Origin of the sequence: Marinobacter santoriniensis NKSG1 (assembly GCF_000347775.1) — a bacterium.
Classification (GTDB): Bacteria; Pseudomonadota; Gammaproteobacteria; order Pseudomonadales; family Oleiphilaceae; genus Marinobacter; species Marinobacter santoriniensis.
Genome location: NZ_APAT01000029.1, coordinates 71,793 through 87,999, shown reverse-complemented (window position 1 = coordinate 87,999; position 16,207 = coordinate 71,793). Strand labels below are relative to the sequence as shown.

General features: G+C 59.1%; 14 protein-coding genes and 1 riboswitch. Of the genes, 6 read left to right on the top strand and 8 right to left on the bottom strand.

Annotated elements, in window-relative coordinates:
- Entirely contained in the window at nucleotides 1-393 is a 393-nt protein-coding gene (gene gcvH, locus MSNKSG1_RS18135; protein ID WP_008940753.1) for a glycine cleavage system protein GcvH, read from the bottom strand.
- 46 nt (nucleotides 394-439) lie between these two features.
- Nucleotides 440-1,330 carry a LysR family transcriptional regulator gene (locus tag MSNKSG1_RS18130; RefSeq protein WP_008940752.1) on the bottom strand — a complete coding sequence of 297 codons (891 nt, stop codon included), beginning with the start codon at nucleotides 1,328-1,330 and terminating at the stop codon, nucleotides 440-442.
- Between the two features lie 119 nt (nucleotides 1,331-1,449).
- On the opposite strand from MSNKSG1_RS18130, the gene metE reads away from it, so the two are divergent.
- A complete protein-coding gene (metE, locus tag MSNKSG1_RS18125) occupies nucleotides 1,450-3,765 on the top strand; it encodes a 5-methyltetrahydropteroyltriglutamate--homocysteine S-methyltransferase (RefSeq protein WP_008940751.1) in 2,316 nt (771 codons plus the stop codon).
- On the opposite strand, the gene cpdA is transcribed toward metE, so the two are convergent.
- The 4 genes from cpdA to thiC all read right to left on the bottom strand — a co-directional run bounded on the left by cpdA (nucleotide 3,759) and on the right by thiC (nucleotide 8,141).
- Complete coding sequence (cpdA, locus tag MSNKSG1_RS18120) at nucleotides 3,759-4,565, bottom strand: 3',5'-cyclic-AMP phosphodiesterase (protein WP_008940750.1); 807 nt, start codon at nucleotides 4,563-4,565, stop codon at nucleotides 3,759-3,761. The genes metE and cpdA overlap by 7 nt on opposite strands.
- A gap of 162 nt (nucleotides 4,566-4,727) precedes the next feature.
- Nucleotides 4,728-5,213: a DUF1249 domain-containing protein gene (locus MSNKSG1_RS18115; protein WP_008940749.1), complete on the bottom strand. Its 486-nt coding sequence runs from the start codon at nucleotides 5,211-5,213 to the stop codon at nucleotides 4,728-4,730.
- Nucleotides 5,210-5,830: an NUDIX domain-containing protein gene (locus tag MSNKSG1_RS18110; RefSeq protein ID WP_008940748.1), complete on the bottom strand. Its 621-nt coding sequence runs from the start codon at nucleotides 5,828-5,830 to the stop codon at nucleotides 5,210-5,212. The genes MSNKSG1_RS18115 and MSNKSG1_RS18110 overlap by 4 nt, the downstream gene beginning before the upstream one ends.
- A gap of 433 nt (nucleotides 5,831-6,263) precedes the next feature.
- The gene (gene thiC, locus MSNKSG1_RS18105; RefSeq protein ID WP_008940747.1) at nucleotides 6,264-8,141 is read right to left on the bottom strand and encodes a phosphomethylpyrimidine synthase ThiC; all 1,878 of its coding nucleotides are present in this window, start codon (nucleotides 8,139-8,141) and stop codon (nucleotides 6,264-6,266) included.
- Between the two features lie 88 nt (nucleotides 8,142-8,229).
- A riboswitch (TPP riboswitch) is annotated at nucleotides 8,230-8,344 on the bottom strand.
- 171 nt (nucleotides 8,345-8,515) lie between these two features.
- On the opposite strand from thiC, the gene MSNKSG1_RS18100 reads away from it, so the two are divergent.
- Nucleotides 8,516-9,874: a TolC family outer membrane protein gene (locus MSNKSG1_RS18100; RefSeq protein WP_008940746.1), complete on the top strand. Its 1,359-nt coding sequence runs from the start codon at nucleotides 8,516-8,518 to the stop codon at nucleotides 9,872-9,874.
- Between the two features lie 38 nt (nucleotides 9,875-9,912).
- Here the strand turns inward: MSNKSG1_RS18100 and waaA are convergent, their stop codons facing one another.
- Complete coding sequence (gene waaA, locus MSNKSG1_RS18095; protein ID WP_008940745.1) at nucleotides 9,913-11,166, bottom strand: lipid IV(A) 3-deoxy-D-manno-octulosonic acid transferase; 1,254 nt, start codon at nucleotides 11,164-11,166, stop codon at nucleotides 9,913-9,915.
- 101 nt (nucleotides 11,167-11,267) lie between these two features.
- Between waaA and lpxL the strand changes: the two genes are divergently transcribed.
- From lpxL to MSNKSG1_RS18075, 4 genes are read left to right on the top strand one after another with little or no spacing between them, the layout of a single operon-like run.
- Entirely contained in the window at nucleotides 11,268-12,215 is a 948-nt protein-coding gene (gene lpxL, locus MSNKSG1_RS18090) for an LpxL/LpxP family Kdo(2)-lipid IV(A) lauroyl/palmitoleoyl acyltransferase (RefSeq protein ID WP_083871166.1), read from the top strand.
- Between the two features lie 14 nt (nucleotides 12,216-12,229).
- Nucleotides 12,230-13,165, top strand: a complete 936-nt coding sequence (locus tag MSNKSG1_RS18085; RefSeq protein WP_008940743.1) for a mitochondrial fission ELM1 family protein — start codon at nucleotides 12,230-12,232, stop codon at nucleotides 13,163-13,165.
- Nucleotides 13,166-13,187: 22 nt separating this feature from the next.
- On the top strand, nucleotides 13,188-14,300 hold the full coding sequence (locus tag MSNKSG1_RS18080; RefSeq protein WP_008940742.1) for a glycosyltransferase family 4 protein: 1,113 nt from the start codon (nucleotides 13,188-13,190) through the stop codon (nucleotides 14,298-14,300).
- Entirely contained in the window at nucleotides 14,297-15,322 is a 1,026-nt protein-coding gene (locus MSNKSG1_RS18075; RefSeq protein WP_008940741.1) for a glycosyltransferase family 4 protein, read from the top strand. Before MSNKSG1_RS18080 ends, MSNKSG1_RS18075 begins: the two co-directional genes overlap by 4 nt.
- On the opposite strand, the gene MSNKSG1_RS18070 is transcribed toward MSNKSG1_RS18075, so the two are convergent.
- Nucleotides 15,307-16,143, bottom strand: a complete 837-nt coding sequence (locus tag MSNKSG1_RS18070) for a glycosyltransferase family 2 protein (RefSeq protein ID WP_008940740.1) — start codon at nucleotides 16,141-16,143, stop codon at nucleotides 15,307-15,309. The genes MSNKSG1_RS18075 and MSNKSG1_RS18070 overlap by 16 nt on opposite strands.
- Nucleotides 16,144-16,207: the final 64 nt, after the last annotated feature.

The following is a 16,207-nucleotide window of genomic DNA, read 5'->3' as shown; positions in this document are numbered from 1 at the left end:
TTACTCTTCCGCCGCCACGTGCTCCGCATAGGAGGTCGCATCCATCAGTCCGTCCAGCTCCCCGGCGTCGGAGAGCTTGACCCGAAACATCCAGCCCTCACCATAGGGATCTTCGTTGACCAGCTCCGGTTCGTCCTCGAGCGCGTCATTGATGGCAATGACTTCGCCAGTGACCGGGCTGAACACATCTGATGCGGATTTTACCGATTCGGCGACGCCCGCCTCTTCACCGCCGTTCACGGTGACGCCAAGGTCTGGCACGCCGATGTAGACAACGTCACCCAGTTGCTCCTGGGCAAAATCGGTAATGCCGACGGTTGCGGTACCGTCATCGGCCACGCGCACCCACTGGTGGGTCTCGATGTATCTGAGGTCTGAGGGGATCTCACTCATGTCGTTTGCTTCCTGTGGAATTTTTCGCGCAGTTTAACGCAAGAGCCTAGCGCCAGCGAACCTCGCGCGCGAGGTTCATGAACGAAGTCAGGTAATCCACGCTCCGATCCCGTTCACGAAGGCCTAAAAAGATCTGTTTGTGAATCCCCTCGATCCCCAACCGAACCGGTACCACGGGAAGTCGATGGCCATATTCGGCGACCATCCAGCCCGGCAAGGCGGACACACCCCGACCGGAGGCCACCATCTGTAAAAGGATATCCGTGGTCTCGATGGTCTTGTGCCGCGCCGGAGCACACTGGGCGGGCAGGAAAAACCGGGTGTAGATATCCAGGCGCTCGATCTCAACGGGATAGGTAATCAGGGTTTCCCGTTCGAGTTCTTCTGGCAGGACAAAATCCTGATCCGCCAGTTTGTGTCCCCGCGGAACCACCAGCATCTGCTCATAATCGAATACTGGCTCGAAAATCAGCCCCGGACGCCGCAAGGGGTCGGGCGTCACCAGCATATCGATCTCGTGCCCGAACAACGCCCCGATGCCGCCAAACTGGAATGCCTGTTTGACGTCCACGTCCACATCCGGCCAGGTCTCCAGATACGGGCCCACCACTTTCAGCAGCCACTGATAACAGGGATGGCATTCCATACCGATCCTCAGCATTCCGCGCTTACCTTTCGCAAACTGCGCCAGCACTGTCTCGGCATGCTCCATCTGCGGCAGGATGCGATGGGACAGCGCCAGCAGATACTCACCCGCCTGGGTCAGCCGCAACTGCCGCCCCTCCCGGGCCCACAATGCCGTTCCGGTCAGGCGCTCCAGTTTTTTCACCGTATGACTGAGCGCCGATTGGGTGAGATGAAGCGCCGCCGCAGCGGCCGTGAGAGAGCCCTCCCGATCGACCGCACGGAGAATTTCAAGATGATGGCGATCCAGCATAGCGCCCCTCTATTCGTGAAAAATCTTCATGGATCAGTGAAATAATACCATTATTTTTCATCACCAGGCCTCGCTATCCTGCCCCGATTCATCAAACAACGGATATGCAGGAGGACAGGATGGTTACCACACATACATTGGGCTACCCCCGAATTGGTGCAGACCGGGAGCTCAAATTTGCGCTTGAAGCCTACTGGGCAGGATCGGTCAGCGCCGAGGCACTGGAAACGACGGCCGCCGACCTGCGTCGCCAGCATTGGCAGGACCAGCGGGATCTGACCCTGGTATCTGTCGGAGATTTCTCGCTGTACGATCAGGTCCTCGACATGAGCGCCATTCTCGGCAATCTCCCGCCCCGAACGGCTGCGGCTGACTCAGGGGAATTGGAGCGATACTTCCGTGCCGCCCGCGGCCGGGGTGCCGGGGACACCGGCTGCTGCGGGACACAGGCCGGAGAAATGACCAAGTGGTTCGATACCAACTATCACTATATTGTCCCGGAACTGGCCAGCGACACACACTTCGAACTCGACGCCCATCGGCTGCTCGCCCAACTCGAGGAGGCCCGGCAGAACGGGCACTCTGCGAAACCGGTCATTATCGGACCTGTAACCTATCTCTGGCTGGGAAAAGCCCGGGACGGGATCGACAGACTCGATTTGCTGGAGCGTCTTCTCCCGATCTACGGGGAACTTCTCAACCAACTGGCCGAAGCCGGCGCCGACTGGGTGCAGATCGACGAACCGGCCCTGGTTACGGAACTCGACGAGGCCTGGCAGCATGCGTTCCGGGTTGCGTACCACCAGCTCAAGGCGGCCCGGCCGAAACTGCTGCTGACGACTTACTTCGGACAGCTTCGCGACAACCTTCAACTCGCCTGCGATCTGCCGGTGGCCGGCATACACCTGGATGCGGTGAGCGCTCAACCCGAAGCCAGTCGTCTGGCGGACTGGCTGCCAACGCACAAGGTGCTCTCACTGGGCGTCATCAGTGGCCGGAACGTGTGGAAATCAGATCTGAGCGAAATACTCGACTGGCTGGAGCCCCTGCATGGGAGACTCGGTGAACGACTCTGGCTCGCCCCTTCCTGTTCACTGCTTCACGTCCCCCTCGACCTGGACAGGGAAACCGAACTGGACCCGGAAATTGAACAATGGCTGTCGTTTGCCAGGCAGAAACTGGGAGAGATTGGTGTCCTGGCTCGGGCCCTGGCCTCAGGACGCGACTCGGTCAGCCGCCAACTCGCCGAAAACCGGTCCGCCCTCGAGGCAAGAAGGCGCTCGCCAAAAACCCGCAATCCGGCGGTTCGCCAGGCACTCTCCCGGGTGACACCGCAGCTCGGACAACGACGCAGTTCCTACCCTTATCGACGCCGACTTCAACACGAACGACTGGGATTGCCTCACCTACCCACCACTACGATTGGCTCCTTTCCGCAGACACAGGATATCCGGACTGCACGGCGCCAGTATCGTAACGGTCTCCTGAGCGATCAGGCGTATCGGCAACACATACGTGAGACCATTGCCCACTGCATCAGGGAGCAGGAAGCGCTTGGCCTGGATCTACTGGTTCACGGCGAAGCCGAGCGAAACGACATGGTGGAGTACTTCGGGGAACAACTGGATGGCTATCTCTTCAGCCGGTTCGGCTGGGTCCAGTCGTACGGATCCCGATGCGTAAAACCCCCCATCCTGTATGGCGACATCCATCGGCCCAAGGCCATGACCGTCGATTGGATCCGGTACGCCCAGTCGCTGACCGGAAAACCCGTAAAAGGCATGCTGACCGGACCGGTAACCCTTTTGAACTGGTCCTTCGTCCGAGACGACCAACCACGCTCCGAGACCGCCTGTCAGTTAGCGCTTGCCGTCAGGGAAGAGGTCCTGGACCTGGAGCAGGCCGGAGTCCCGGTCATTCAGGTCGATGAAGCGGCGCTGAGAGAGGGCCTGCCATTACGGCGGTCGGACTGGAGCGACTACCTGGATTGGGCCATCAAGGCCTTCCGGATTGCCGCAAACGGCGTCAGGGACGAGACGCAGATTCATACTCACATGTGCTATTCCGAATTCAACGATATTCTCGCTGCCATTGCACACATGGACGCGGACGTCATCACCATTGAAGCGTCCCGGTCGGACCTCGAACTCCTGAATGGCTTTCGGGATTACGAGTACCCTAATGACATCGGGCCGGGCGTCTACGACATCCATTCGCCGAATATCCCGGAAACCAACGACATTCTGGAAACGCTGGAAAAGGCGTCCCGGCGCATACCGGGGGACCGACTCTGGGTAAATCCGGACTGCGGCCTGAAAACGCGGCAGTGGCCCGAAGTACGGGAAGCCCTCAAATCGATGGTGGACGCAGCGAAACAGTTACGCCGGGCGCAAGGAGACAGAGCTCCGCTACAGGATCCTGAAAGGTCTCAATAGCCGGAGCTGTTTTCATCCAGTTCGAATTCGAACGCGGAGGCACGGCAAACTTCCGTCGTGAACTCCCCGTTACTCTTGAATTCGAACCAGCGATAGCCAGGCGCCAGGGGCTCAACGGAAAACCCACTGGAACCGGCGGTGAACTGGATACAGGTTGACGGCGTAGCGAACAGCTGTATGCCGTTGCGTGTCCGCTCATACTCCTGATGGACATGCCCCCAGAGCACCACACGGACCTGGGGGTGCCGATCCACAATGCGCCAGAACGCGTCCCGGTTTTTCAGACCGATCTTCTCCATCCAGTCCGAACCGATATCGACCGGGTGATGGTGCAATGCCACCAGCGTTGGGGTATCCGGATACTCTGAAAGGGCAGACTCCAGAAAATCCAGCTCGGTCTCAGCCAATTCGCCAAAGACCTTGCCCGGTACCGAGGAATCCAGGAGCACAAAATGCCAACCGGACTGCAATATCTGCCGCCTGTCGGCCTGATACTCCCCGGCGATTTCCCTGAGAACCGGCGCATTATCGTGATTTCCTGACATCCATGCGGAATCGCCACCAAGCCGGGACAGACTCTCGCCAAATACGCGATACGCGGTCTCGGAACCGTCCTGCGCCAGATCGCCTGTCGCAAGAATGAGATCTGGCTGACCGTGAACAGAGAGAACTTCCTGGATGACCGCTGAGAGGCTGTCCCGGGTGACAACGCCCAGCAGGGCTCCATCCTTGTGGGCCATAAGATGCGGATCTGTAATCTGGAGCACCCGCAGGGGGCGGGCCTCTTCCGGACTGGTCATGGCGTACCTGTTATGCCTTTTTCGAACACCTGAAAACAGGAACAAGTGTACGACGGGCACCAGCAGATTGATCGTCCACAAATGCCACCGGAGTCACATTCTGGCGAGCCACCGGGGACATATTGCATTTTTTGACAACTATGGCACAAACAGAAGACCCAGTCAGTCAATGCCTTCCTTCGCAGACCAGGCGGCGTGCTCCATCGGCAGGTGACCAAAACGCAGGCAGTAATCGAGCCAGTCGGCCAGGAACCCGTTGACCTGGGCCTTTTCGTCCGGGTGATGCATGAAGCGGTTGGGATAGTCGTTGACCGGGGCGATCTGGCGATCACGGTAACAACTGATGACCTCGGCCATAGCCGCGTCATGATAGACCCTTACGGTCATCTGGGGATTGTTGAGCCACCGGCCGGAATTGTGAATCTGCTCAAGCAGGAGGGTTTCGGTGAACTTTGCGGTCTGGAGGACCGTGATCCGGACCCGTCCCAGATACTGGTTTTCCCGGTGCAATTCGAATTCGCACACGGGCTCCCCATCCGCCTCAAGCTGACGAAGCTTGCACAGACGCTGGTAATTCCCATCGCAAAGAGCCCCCAACCTCCGGAGGTCCGGGACGTAGCGCCGGGGTTTCATGGTCCACTGGGTCATTCTGACAGTCCCTCAAGGAGCCTCGGCCGGTTCAGTTCCAGCCATTGGAGCGCAATAATAGCGGCCGCATTGTTGATGGTACCATCGTGGATCATGGCTATTGCCTCACTGGCGGGCAAAACATGGGCGCGAATATCCTCATGCTCATGCTCCACCCCGAACAGCCCACCCGCGTCGCGGGTGCTGATATGGCCGCAATACAGGTGGATCATTTCGGTACTACCACCAGGTGAGACGAAGTAATCGCAAATCTTGTCGAGCTGGCTGAACGTCAGCCCAGCCTCCTCCTGGCCCTCTCTCTGGGCCACTTCCTCGGGTGTTTCACCTTCTTCGTTCATGCCCGCGACCAGTTCGAGAAGCCAGGGCGACTGATTCCGGCCCAATACCCCCAGCCGGAACTGTTCCAGAAGCACGACTTCGTCGCGCTCGGCGTCGTAAGGCAATACGCAGGTGGCATCGCCGCGGATGAACAGTTCGCGGGTAAAGACTGGCATCTCGCGACCATCGAAACGCGGATGGGTCAACCAGAGCTTGTCCATGCGGAAAAAGCCCTGGAAGACGGTTTCGCGTTTTTCGATGGTCACATCGCTTTCGGAAAACTGAAACGGTTTCGGCATGAACACTTCCGGTTAAACGTCGATTTTGAACGATAGCCGGAACTCGGGCGGGACTGCAAGTTACGCTCCCGGGACATGAGACTGGGTGCTTGGCAGACATTGGATCGGGCTTTCCAAAACACGCTCCTGCGGCCCATCCATGGGGCGCTTGGGCTCCGCCATCCATGGCTCCGCACAGTTTTGGAAAGCCCGATCCAATCTCTGCCCCAAACCTCAAGCGGTACGCAAATAAGAACAAACCGACCAGCAATCCAACAGGAGCATAATGGTCAAGCTCTGGTAGAGCCGTGGTGGCGACCTTGTTCAGGAACGTGCGGAGCCAGGGATGGCGGAGCTCGAGACGCACAGGGACGTCTCGAGTCGTTTCCTGAACAAGGTCGCCACCATGGCTCATGCCCCAATCCTGAAGGCTGGCGAGGCTAGCACTCCAGAATCAGATCTTGTCGTAGAGCTTCCCACCGGACTCGACGAATTCCCGGGATTTCTCTTCCATGCCGGCATCAATCGCAGACACCTCATCAAGACCATGCTCTGCGGCGTAATCCCTAACCTCCTGGGAAATCTTCATGGAGCAGAACTTGGGGCCACACATCGAACAGAAATGCGCCACCTTGGCCGATTCCTTCGGCAGGGTCTCGTCGTGGTAGGCCCGTGCCGTGTCAGGATCCAGCCCCAGATTGAACTGGTCTTCCCAACGGAATTCGAAACGGGCCTTGGACAAGGCATTGTCCCGGATCTGCGCGCCGGGATGCCCCTTGGCCAGGTCCGCGGCATGGGCGGCGATCTTGTAAGTGATGATGCCAGTCTTCACATCGTCCTTGTTTGGCAGGCCAAGGTGCTCTTTAGGCGTGACATAGCAAAGCATGGCGCAGCCGTACCAACCAATCATCGCGGCACCAATGCCCGAGGTAATGTGATCGTAGCCCGGTGCAATATCGGTAATCAGCGGCCCGAGTGTGTAGAACGGCGCTTCGTCGCAGCACTCGAGCTGCTTGTCCATGTTCTCCTTCACCAGATGCATGGGCACGTGGCCCGGGCCCTCGATCATGCACTGGACATCGTGTTTCCAGGCAATCTTGGTGAGCTCGCCCAGGGTTTCCAGTTCACCAAACTGGGCCTCGTCGTTAGCGTCGGCAATCGACCCCGGGCGCAAACCGTCACCGAGACTGAAGGACACATCGTAGGCTTTCATGATTTCGCAGATGTCTTCGAAGTGCTCGTACAGGAAGCTTTCTTTATGGTGGGCCAGACACCACTTGGCCATGATGGAGCCCCCGCGGGACACAATGCCGGTGGTTCGCTTGGCGGTCAGCGGAACGTGATGCAGGCGCACACCAGCGTGGATGGTAAAGTAGTCCACGCCCTGCTCGGCCTGCTCAATCAGCGTGTCCCGGAAGATTTCCCAGGTGAGGTCCTCAGCCACACCGCCTACTTTCTCCAGCGCCTGATAGATGGGCACGGTGCCGATGGGCACCGGCGAGTTGCGGATGATCCACTCACGGGTCTCGTGGATGTTCTTGCCGGTGGACAGGTCCATCACCGTGTCCGATCCCCAACGGATGCCCCAGGTAAGCTTCTCTACTTCCTCTTCAATCGAAGAACTGACCGCCGAGTTGCCGATATTACCGTTGATCTTCACCAGGAAGTTGCGCCCGATGATCATCGGCTCCGCTTCGGGGTGGTTGATGTTGGCGGGAATGATGGCGCGACCACGGGCCACTTCGTCACGCACGAACTCCGGGGTGATTTCCGGCGGCAGGTTGGCACCGAACGACTGTCCCGGGTGCTGTTCGTCCAGCAGGCCGTTTTCCCGGGCCTCCTGCAGTTTCATGTTTTCCCGGATGGCGATGAATTCCATCTCCGGGGTAATAATGCCCTGGCGGGCGTAGTGCATCTGGCTGACATTCTTACCCGGCCTGGCGCGCAGCGGCTTGCGCTCATCCATGAACCGGAGCGGATCCAGAAGCGGATCTTTCATGCGCCGCCGGGTAAACTCCGAGGTGTAGCCGTCCAGTTGTTCCGTGTCGCCACGCTCGGCAATCCAGGCCGCCCGAAGAGGCTGAAGCCCTTTGCGGAGGTCGATGCTGGCTTCCGGATCGGTGTAGGGGCCGGAGGTATCGTACACCACAACCGGTGGGTTGGTTTCGCCTCCCATCTCCGTAGGCGTGTCGCCCACGGTAATTTCCCTCATAGGCACCCGCAGATCGGGCCGGCTACCCTGTACGTATATTTTTCGTGAGCTTGGTAACGGTTTGATTGCGGCGGAGTCCACCTGGGCGGAGTCACTGAGGTAGGACGGAAAATCGTTCATCATTCGCTCCCGGATCTGAAGAAGGGTTCGGGTCGCGTATGACGGAGTGTCGGGACGATAGACGAGGCCGGGATACAAATGGCGCTGGTTATCGTCGTGTCTTAATCCCTACGCCGGCATTATCCGGATCAGGTTGCGGGTTCTGCGATGCAATCTCAGCCGGTTTCCCGTGATGGAGGAAACCAGCACCCCGTCAAGACGCGAGTGAATTCTCGTTCGCACACTGAATGTGTGACCTTTGCAAGTGTAGAGCCAGGGGCAATTATTGTCCATAATGGCCAACCAAACGCAGACAGACAGCCGCTCCGGCAGCGAACAGCCGTCATCAAGCGTCCCGGATCGACGCCTTTGAGCACAGGTATTCAGGAGAACCAATGAAAAAACGACTGCTTTCCGGATTGATCGGCCTCATGGCAGCGCAGCCCGTGCTGGCCATGGACCTGATGGAAACCTACAAGAAAGCCCTGTCCTACGACTCTGGCATTGCCGCTGCACAGGCCAGCTACGAGGCCCAGAAGGCCGCCAGTGACGTCAGCAAGAGCGCATTGCTGCCACAGATCGGCGCCTCTGCAGATGCCAAACATACCGATATTGACGGCGAGATCCAGGACGAGAGCTACAAGTCGACCAGTTACGGAGTGCAACTCACACAGCCTCTGTTCCGGGCCGATTCCTGGTTCAGCTACGATGCGAGCAAGTTCCAGACCGAGTCCGCCCGCGCTCAATACAACCTCGCCCAGCAGCAACTCATCCTTGATGTTGCCGCGGCTTACTTCAACGTGCTTCGGGCTCAGGATACCGTCACCACTGCACGCGCTACAGAAGCCGCCATCCAGCGCCAGTACGAGCAGGCGCAGGAACGTTTCGACGTGGGGCTGATCGCCATCACGGCCGTGTACGAGGCTCGCGCCAGCTACGACGACAGCAAAAGCCAGCGCATTGCTGCCGAGAACCAGTTGAACGTGGCCCGTGAACGGCTTGCACGACTGACTGGCGAGTATCCCGAAGGCCTGGATAACCTGCAGCGCAAGTTCCCCCTGGACCGCCCGGAACCCATGGATCCGTCAGCCTGGGAAACCACCGCACTGGCGCAGAACTGGTCCATTCAGTCCTCGCTCTACCAACTGAATGCCAGTGAGGCAAATCTCAAGGTGGCCAAGGCCGGACACTACCCGACCGTCAACCTGACGGCCTCCTACGGCGATACCCAGATCTACGGCGGCAGCCCGCAACAGTTTGAAGGCACACAGGGTGTGATCGGCGTGGAACTGAACGTTCCCCTCTACACCGGCGGTGGAACACAGGCCGGTGTCCGCCAGCAGCGTTCACTCGTCAACGTTGCCGAACAACAGTTGAACACGGTGCGCAGGGATGTTCGCGTCAACACCCGCAGCCTGTTCCTCACCGTTAACAACAACATCGAAACCGCATCTGCGCTCGCCCAGACGATTATTTCCCGTCGGAGCGCCCTGGATGCAACGCGTGCCGGGTACGAAGTCGGGACACGCAATATCGTCGAAGTCCTGGACGCCGAGCGGGCCTACTACGTGGCGCTGCGTGACTATGCCAATGCGCGTTACGACTATGTGATCAACAGCCTTCAGCTAAAGCAGGCCGCAGGCACCCTCAGCCCACAGGATCTGGTGGACCTGAACAACTGGTTAAGTGAAACTGCCCCGGGCATCGAGGCACTCGCCAACGAACAGAAAACGCTTCAGGATCCCACCCAGTAACGGTTAACTGGCATCGACCACCCCGTGGCCGATGCCAGTTACAGCCGATCGATAATCCCGTCCACGACGCGCTCCAGCGCCCCCCGGTTCTGGTTCACCACATTCAGTGCCTTCCGCCCCGTTTCCAGGCGCGCCGTGGGCTGGCTGAAAAGATAAACAAGGGAGGCTGCCAGCTCTTCAGCACTGCCCACAAAGCTGACACCAGCCCCTTCCAGTAACCGATCGTAGATCGTCTCAAAATTGAAAACGTGCTTTCCGGAGAACACCGGAATGCCCCAACCGGCGGGTTCCAGAGGGTTGTGCCCACCGCGCTCAATCAGGGAACCGCCCACAAAGGCGATATCGCTTGCACCATAGAGCATCATCAGTTCCCCCATCGTATCCCCCAGATACACCTGAGCCGATGCAGGATCCTCGCCAGATGAGCGACGAGCCAGGGTAAGCCCGCGAGCGTGGACTTTACCTGCCACGGGTTCGAACCGCTCCGGATGACGAGGGACCAGTATCAATAAGGCATCGGGATGCACGGCCAGCACCTGCTCATGGGCCGTCAGCAACTGAGCGTCCTCGCCGGCGTGGGTACTCCCCCCTATCCAGATCGGCCGCGCGCCCAGGCGATTTTTCAGTTCCCGTGCCTGCCGGCGGATGTCCTCCGGAATATCCACATCGAATTTCACGCTGCCTGTCACTTCCACATTGACTGGAGCCACACCGATCCGACGAAACCGTTCGGCATCCGGCTCGGCCTGGGCGGCGACCCAACTGATGCTTTTGACAATAGGCGCGACCAGCCGACCCACCCGCTCATACCCGCGAGCAGAGCGCTCGGACAAGCGCGCGTTGATCAGAAATACCGGAATATCCCTGGAGCGGCTCTGGCGAATCATGTTGGGCCAGATCTCGGTTTCCATGATGACAAGAATCCGGGGACGGACCCGGTCCAGGAAGCGCCGGATTGAACCCGGGGTATCGTAGGGGGCATAAGCATACTGGATCCGGTTTCCGAACATCTTCCGGGCCTGGGAGAGGCCGGTGTCGGTCATGGCGGTCAGCAGAATGGAAGCCGAAGGATTGCGCACAAGAAGCCGGCGTATCAAGGGCGCCGCGGCGATGGTTTCACCGACGGATACGGCATGCACCCAGATGACCGTGCCAGCCGTAGCAGGCACATAACCCAGACGGTGGCGCCAGTTACGGTGAAGGTCCGGCGCCTCACGTCCCTGCCACCACAGCCGGATCAGAGCAAACGGCAGCAAAAATCGGATCAGCTGGGAATAGATAAATTGAAGCACACGGGACTCCAGACAAAACAGTACGTTATCATACCGACTATCCGTCGGGACCCGAATACTGCCCCGAGAACCCGCATTTGTCGACGCAGAGTTGAACGATTTTGAAGCAGAAGTACCGAAAACTGCCCCGAAATACGGACTATTCGGCCTACCGGCATCCTCGCTGGTGGCCAACCTGGATTGCCGTAGCGTGCATGTGGCTGGTAGCCCAGCTGCCCATCCGTCTGCAATGGTGGCTGGGAAAGATGATTGGATTGCTGGCCTGGAGACTCGCTGGAAGTCGGCGTCACATTACGGAAGTCAACATCCGGCTATGCTTCCCCGAACTGAATGCACAACAGCAGGCAGCGCTGGTCAGGAAGTCCTTCATTGCCAACGGCATCGGCGTGATGGAGCTGGGCATCGCCTGGTTCCGGAATCCGGCAAAGCTGACCGGAATCACCGAAATCCACGGCATCGAGCATTTTGAGAAGGCGCTGGAGGCTGGCAATGGGGTTCTGCTGCTGGGGGGCCATTACAGCACTCTCGATCTGGGCGGCAGCCTGGTGACCGAATATATCGAGGCAGACGTCATGCAACGGGACCATAACAACCCCCTCATGAACGCGGTCATGACCCGGGCCCGTGGGCGTCGATATGGGACCGTCCTGGGCGCCAGGGATCTACGGGGATTGTTCCGCAGCCTTAGAAAGAACCGCGCGGTCTGGTATGCCACAGACCAGGATTACGGGCGCAAGGATATCGTGTTTGCGCCCTTTTTCGGGATCCCCGCAGGAACCATTACGGCAACATCCAGGATTGCCGAACGCAGCCACTGCAAGGTGGTTCCGTTCAGCCATTTCAGGCGGGATGACAAGCCCGGCTACGACATCTATTTTCATCCTCCGCTGGACAACTTTCCCAGTGGCGACGATCTTGAGGATGCCACGCGGATCAACCACATCATCGAGCAGGAGATACGCAAGGCGCCGGATCAGTACCTCTGGATGCATCGCCGCTTCAAGACACGGCCTGACAGGCAGGATCCTGGCTTCTACGGACGCAAATAGGAGCAAACGCTGGCATGGAGGATCAACACACACCTGTGGTGTGGCTGATTACCGACGGCAAACCCGGTCATCGCAATCAACTGAAGGGGCTGGGCAATCGACTGCGGGTTCTTGCCGGGGCCAGCCTCCACTGGCTGGATGCCCGGGAGATTTCAACGCCACTCTGGCGGGTACTGCTTGGTGCCCCTCCGGCGTTGCCCGACCTACCCGATCCCGACCTGATTGTCGCCGCAGGCACAGGCACACACCGCCTGATTCTGGCATTGCGGCGTGTTCGCAACAGCAAGACCCTGGTGCTCATGAAACCCTCGTTTCCGCTCAATTGGGTCGATGCAGCGATCATTCCGGAGCATGATGACGTCAGTGCCTCAGACCGGGTCCTGGTCTCGGAAGGGGTTATCAACAGCATCACGCCCCTGGCCAAACTGACAACAAAACATGAAGCCCTGGTTCTGATCGGCGGTCCGTCCCCACACTTCCATTGGGACAGCGACGCTATCGCCAGTCAGTTGAGCCAGCTGCCGGCAAGCTATCCCGACTGGCGCTGGACAATCAGCGACTCCCGACGTACGCCGGCCGATCTTCGTCAGCGACTGGCGGAGTTAGCGGCACCCAGGGTCACCGTGGTCAGCTCCGATCAAACCCACGAAAACTGGCTGGCGCATCAACTGTCGGCATCAAGAGCTGCATGGGTGACCCCCGACAGCATGTCGATGGTCTGTGAGGCCGTCACCTCGGGGGTACCAACCGGCCTGCTCGAGTTACCATCGAAGGGGCACAGCCGGGTTGCACTCGGCATCGCCCGTCTGGCGGAACGGGGACGGATCGCCCATTGGCGCGACCATCCGGCCGTGATGTCAGCGCGGTTGCGCCACGACAGCAAACTCTGGGAGGCTGACCGGGCTGCGCGCTGGGTGATAAAGCGTTTCTGGAACCCCGGGCACAAATGAACAAGGCAGGATCGACAACAAGGTGAGAATTCTTCAAGCGCTACCGGCGTTGCACAGTGGCGGAGTCGAACGGGGCACGGTCGAGTTTTCGGCGGAGCTGATCCGTCAGGGCCATGAATCCTTCGTGGTTTCAAACGGAGGACCGCTTGCCGAACAGATCCGGGGCCAGGGCTCGACCCACATTCACATGCCGATCCATCGCAAATCACCGGCCTCGTTCGGGCAAATCCTGCCAATGCGGAGACTGCTTCTGGACCTGAAGCCCGACATCGTGCACGTCCGCTCCCGCATGCCTGCCTGGATCGTTTACCTGGCCCTAAGAAGCATTGCTCCGGCCGAGCGCCCCGGAATCGTCTCAACGTTCCACGGCATGTACTCGGTCAATCCCTACAGCGCAATCATGACGCGCGCCGACCACATCATTGCCGTCTCCAACTGCGTTCGGGAATATGTTCTCGAACACTTTCGGGTGCCGGAAAACAGACTCACCGTGATTCAGAGGGGCGTCGACCTGGCAGCCTTCCACAATCGGAACCTGAATACCCAGTGGCTGCAGCAGTTGTTATCACGTTTTCCGCAACTCGAAGACAAACGCATCATCATGATGCCCGGCCGGATTTCACGCTGGAAAGGCCAACTCGACTTCCTGGCGATGATGCAGCGGCTGGTCCAGGATCGTCCGGACTGCCACGGCATCATCGTCGGTGGCGCAGAACCCGGCAAGGAACGTTTCCTGGAAGAGTTGGAGCGGGAGCGGAGCCGGCTGGGACTGACAGACAAGATCACCTTTCTTGGTCAGCGCAACGACATGCACAACCTGTATCTGCTGGCCGATGTCGTCTGTCATATGTCCACCAAACCCGAACCGTTCGGTCGCACCGTCACCGAAGCCCTCGCCTCGGGCACGCCGGTGGTCGCCTATGAGCGAGGCGGCGCTGCGGAGACCTTGCAGGCCTGCTTTCAGGAAGGGCTGGTCCGCCCTGACGACCATCACGAATTCGCAATCCGTGTATCGGAGCTGCTCAGCCGCCCTCGCCGCGACATCAAGATTCCGGAACGTTTCCAACTGGACGCCCAGGTCGGTGCCACACTGGCGATCTATCGGAATATCCTGGACCGGAAACTGTCGGAATGAAGGTGGCGATGATCCTGGGGACGCCCGGAACCGGCTGGGGCGGCATGGAGAAACATACCGCCGAACTGGCCGCCGCCCTCAGCACTCTCGGCCACGAGATTCACGTACTGGCCCACGAATCCTACCGTCCCCGGTTTGCAGAGGACCTGACATTTCATCCGGTCCCCATCAATCTGGGCCGAAGAAATCCCTGGTTACGCCACCGGATACGGCGAATCCTCGAACAAATTGCACCGGATGTCGCCCATGCCCAGGGCAGCAAGGCCGCCGATATCCTGGGCCGACTGCGCCTGCCGGCAAATTGCCAGACCGTGGGAACCCTGCACGGCAGCAAATCCACGGATGCGCCCTTTCGCCGTCTGGACAAGGTCATTGCCGTCAGCCAGTCCCTCTATGACAACCTCTCCCACCCTCACCGGTTTCTCGTCTTCAATGGCACAGAATGGTCTGGCGATAGGTCCCTGCCACCCGGTTTCTGGCCACCGAACTGGTCATCCGGGCACCTGAACGCCATTGCCGCAGGGCGACTGGAGCCGGTCAAAGGATTTGAATCGTTGATTCTCGCCTGGCAAAACGTGCTGGAGCGTTTTCCAACTGCACACCTGACTATTTTCGGCGAAGGATCCCAGAAAGACCGGCTCGGGAGCCTGATCCGGGAACGAGCGCTCACCAGCGCGATCACACTCGCAGGGGCGCGAGGCAGCCTCTCGGGAGCTTACGGGCTTGCTGACCTGACGGTGATCAGCTCGGAAAGGGAGGGGTTTCCCTACGTCCTTGTGGAGGCCCTGCTGGAGCAGTGTCCCGTGGTCTCGACACCCGTTTCCGGTTGCACGGAACTCCTTCCCCCAAAAGCCATTGCCAGGGATCACAGTCATCCCGCCCTCGCCGAGTGCATCGTCAGCGCATTCAGCAGTCTGGAGGAGCTCAGGGCCCAGGAGCAGAAAGCCTTTGTCTTTGCCCGTGCAAACCTGACCGCACGGGCCATGGCGGAGGCCACTCTCGAAGCCTATCTTGCGGCCTGATCCGGCGGAACGGACACCTCCGAGGCCCGGTCCTGACGTGCAAATTCCGCCAGCATCTGTCGTTCCTTCGCTTTGGCGAGCCTCATGAAATTCCTGTTTGCGGCGGTTATCGAAACACTCAAACCAAACCAGCCGTTGAGGATCTGACGGTGGAGCAGGTAGTACTTGAGAAATTTCAACGGAAACTCGACGAACAGCCGACCGGATGAAATATGACGTCCCGTGGCTTCCAGGAAGCGGGCCTGCTCGCTGGACAACTGACAATACTTTTTCTCCATCTGTTCGAGAGAAATGAGGGTACGGTGCAAAACGTCGCCTTTGAGGTCCCGAACCTCCCCGTCCAACACCTTCGGGCGATCATCGTTACTATCGGCCACTGCATTGATCACTGCTTTCTTGCGATTGTACAAACGGAGTATTTTTTTGGTCTTGTCATGCCGGAACGGATGCCTCGGGTCCGGCTGCGACAGGACCCAACGCATGCGGAAGCCCGCAATGTCCGACGAAACCGGACGGGAAAACAGCGACCGGATATTGGCTGCGAGCTCATCGGAAAGCACCTCATCGGCGTCCAGGTCCAGAACCCAGTCATTCCGGCAGAGACTTGCGGCATACGCTTTCTGACTGGCAAAGCCCTCCCATTCGCGGTACACGACCCGCGCACCGAATTGCTCTGCGATGTCGACCGTGCAATCCGAACTGCCGGAATCGACCACAATGATCTCATCCACCCAGCCCCGGACCGACGCCAGGGATTCCGGCAAGCGTTCTTCCTCATTCAGCGTGATGTAGTAAACCGATAGCGGTAGTTTTCTGGTCATTTGCAGCCATTTCCCGATGATTCATGCCGATGGCAAACTGTTGTCCCCGAGCGCCTGTGTTAGA

Bases quoted from the DNA above. Each gene is read 5' to 3' on its own strand.
- gcvH (WP_008940753.1), bottom strand. From the start codon at position 393: ATGAGTGAGATCCCCTCAGACCTCAGATACATCGAGACCCACCAGTGG.
- MSNKSG1_RS18130 (WP_008940752.1), bottom strand. From the start codon at position 1,330: ATGCTGGATCGCCATCATCTTGAAATTCTCCGTGCGGTCGATCGGGAG.
- metE (WP_008940751.1), top strand. From the start codon at position 1,450: ATGGTTACCACACATACATTGGGCTACCCCCGAATTGGTGCAGACCGG.
- cpdA (WP_008940750.1), bottom strand. From the start codon at position 4,565: ATGACCAGTCCGGAAGAGGCCCGCCCCCTGCGGGTGCTCCAGATTACA.
- MSNKSG1_RS18115 (WP_008940749.1), bottom strand. From the start codon at position 5,213: ATGACCCAGTGGACCATGAAACCCCGGCGCTACGTCCCGGACCTCCGG.
- MSNKSG1_RS18110 (WP_008940748.1), bottom strand. From the start codon at position 5,830: ATGCCGAAACCGTTTCAGTTTTCCGAAAGCGATGTGACCATCGAAAAA.
- thiC (WP_008940747.1), bottom strand. From the start codon at position 8,141: ATGAACGATTTTCCGTCCTACCTCAGTGACTCCGCCCAGGTGGACTCC.
- MSNKSG1_RS18100 (WP_008940746.1), top strand. From the start codon at position 8,516: ATGAAAAAACGACTGCTTTCCGGATTGATCGGCCTCATGGCAGCGCAG.
- MSNKSG1_RS18085 (WP_008940743.1), top strand. From the start codon at position 12,230: ATGGAGGATCAACACACACCTGTGGTGTGGCTGATTACCGACGGCAAA.
- MSNKSG1_RS18075 (WP_008940741.1), top strand. From the start codon at position 14,297: ATGAAGGTGGCGATGATCCTGGGGACGCCCGGAACCGGCTGGGGCGGC.
- MSNKSG1_RS18070 (WP_008940740.1), bottom strand. From the start codon at position 16,143: ATGACCAGAAAACTACCGCTATCGGTTTACTACATCACGCTGAATGAG.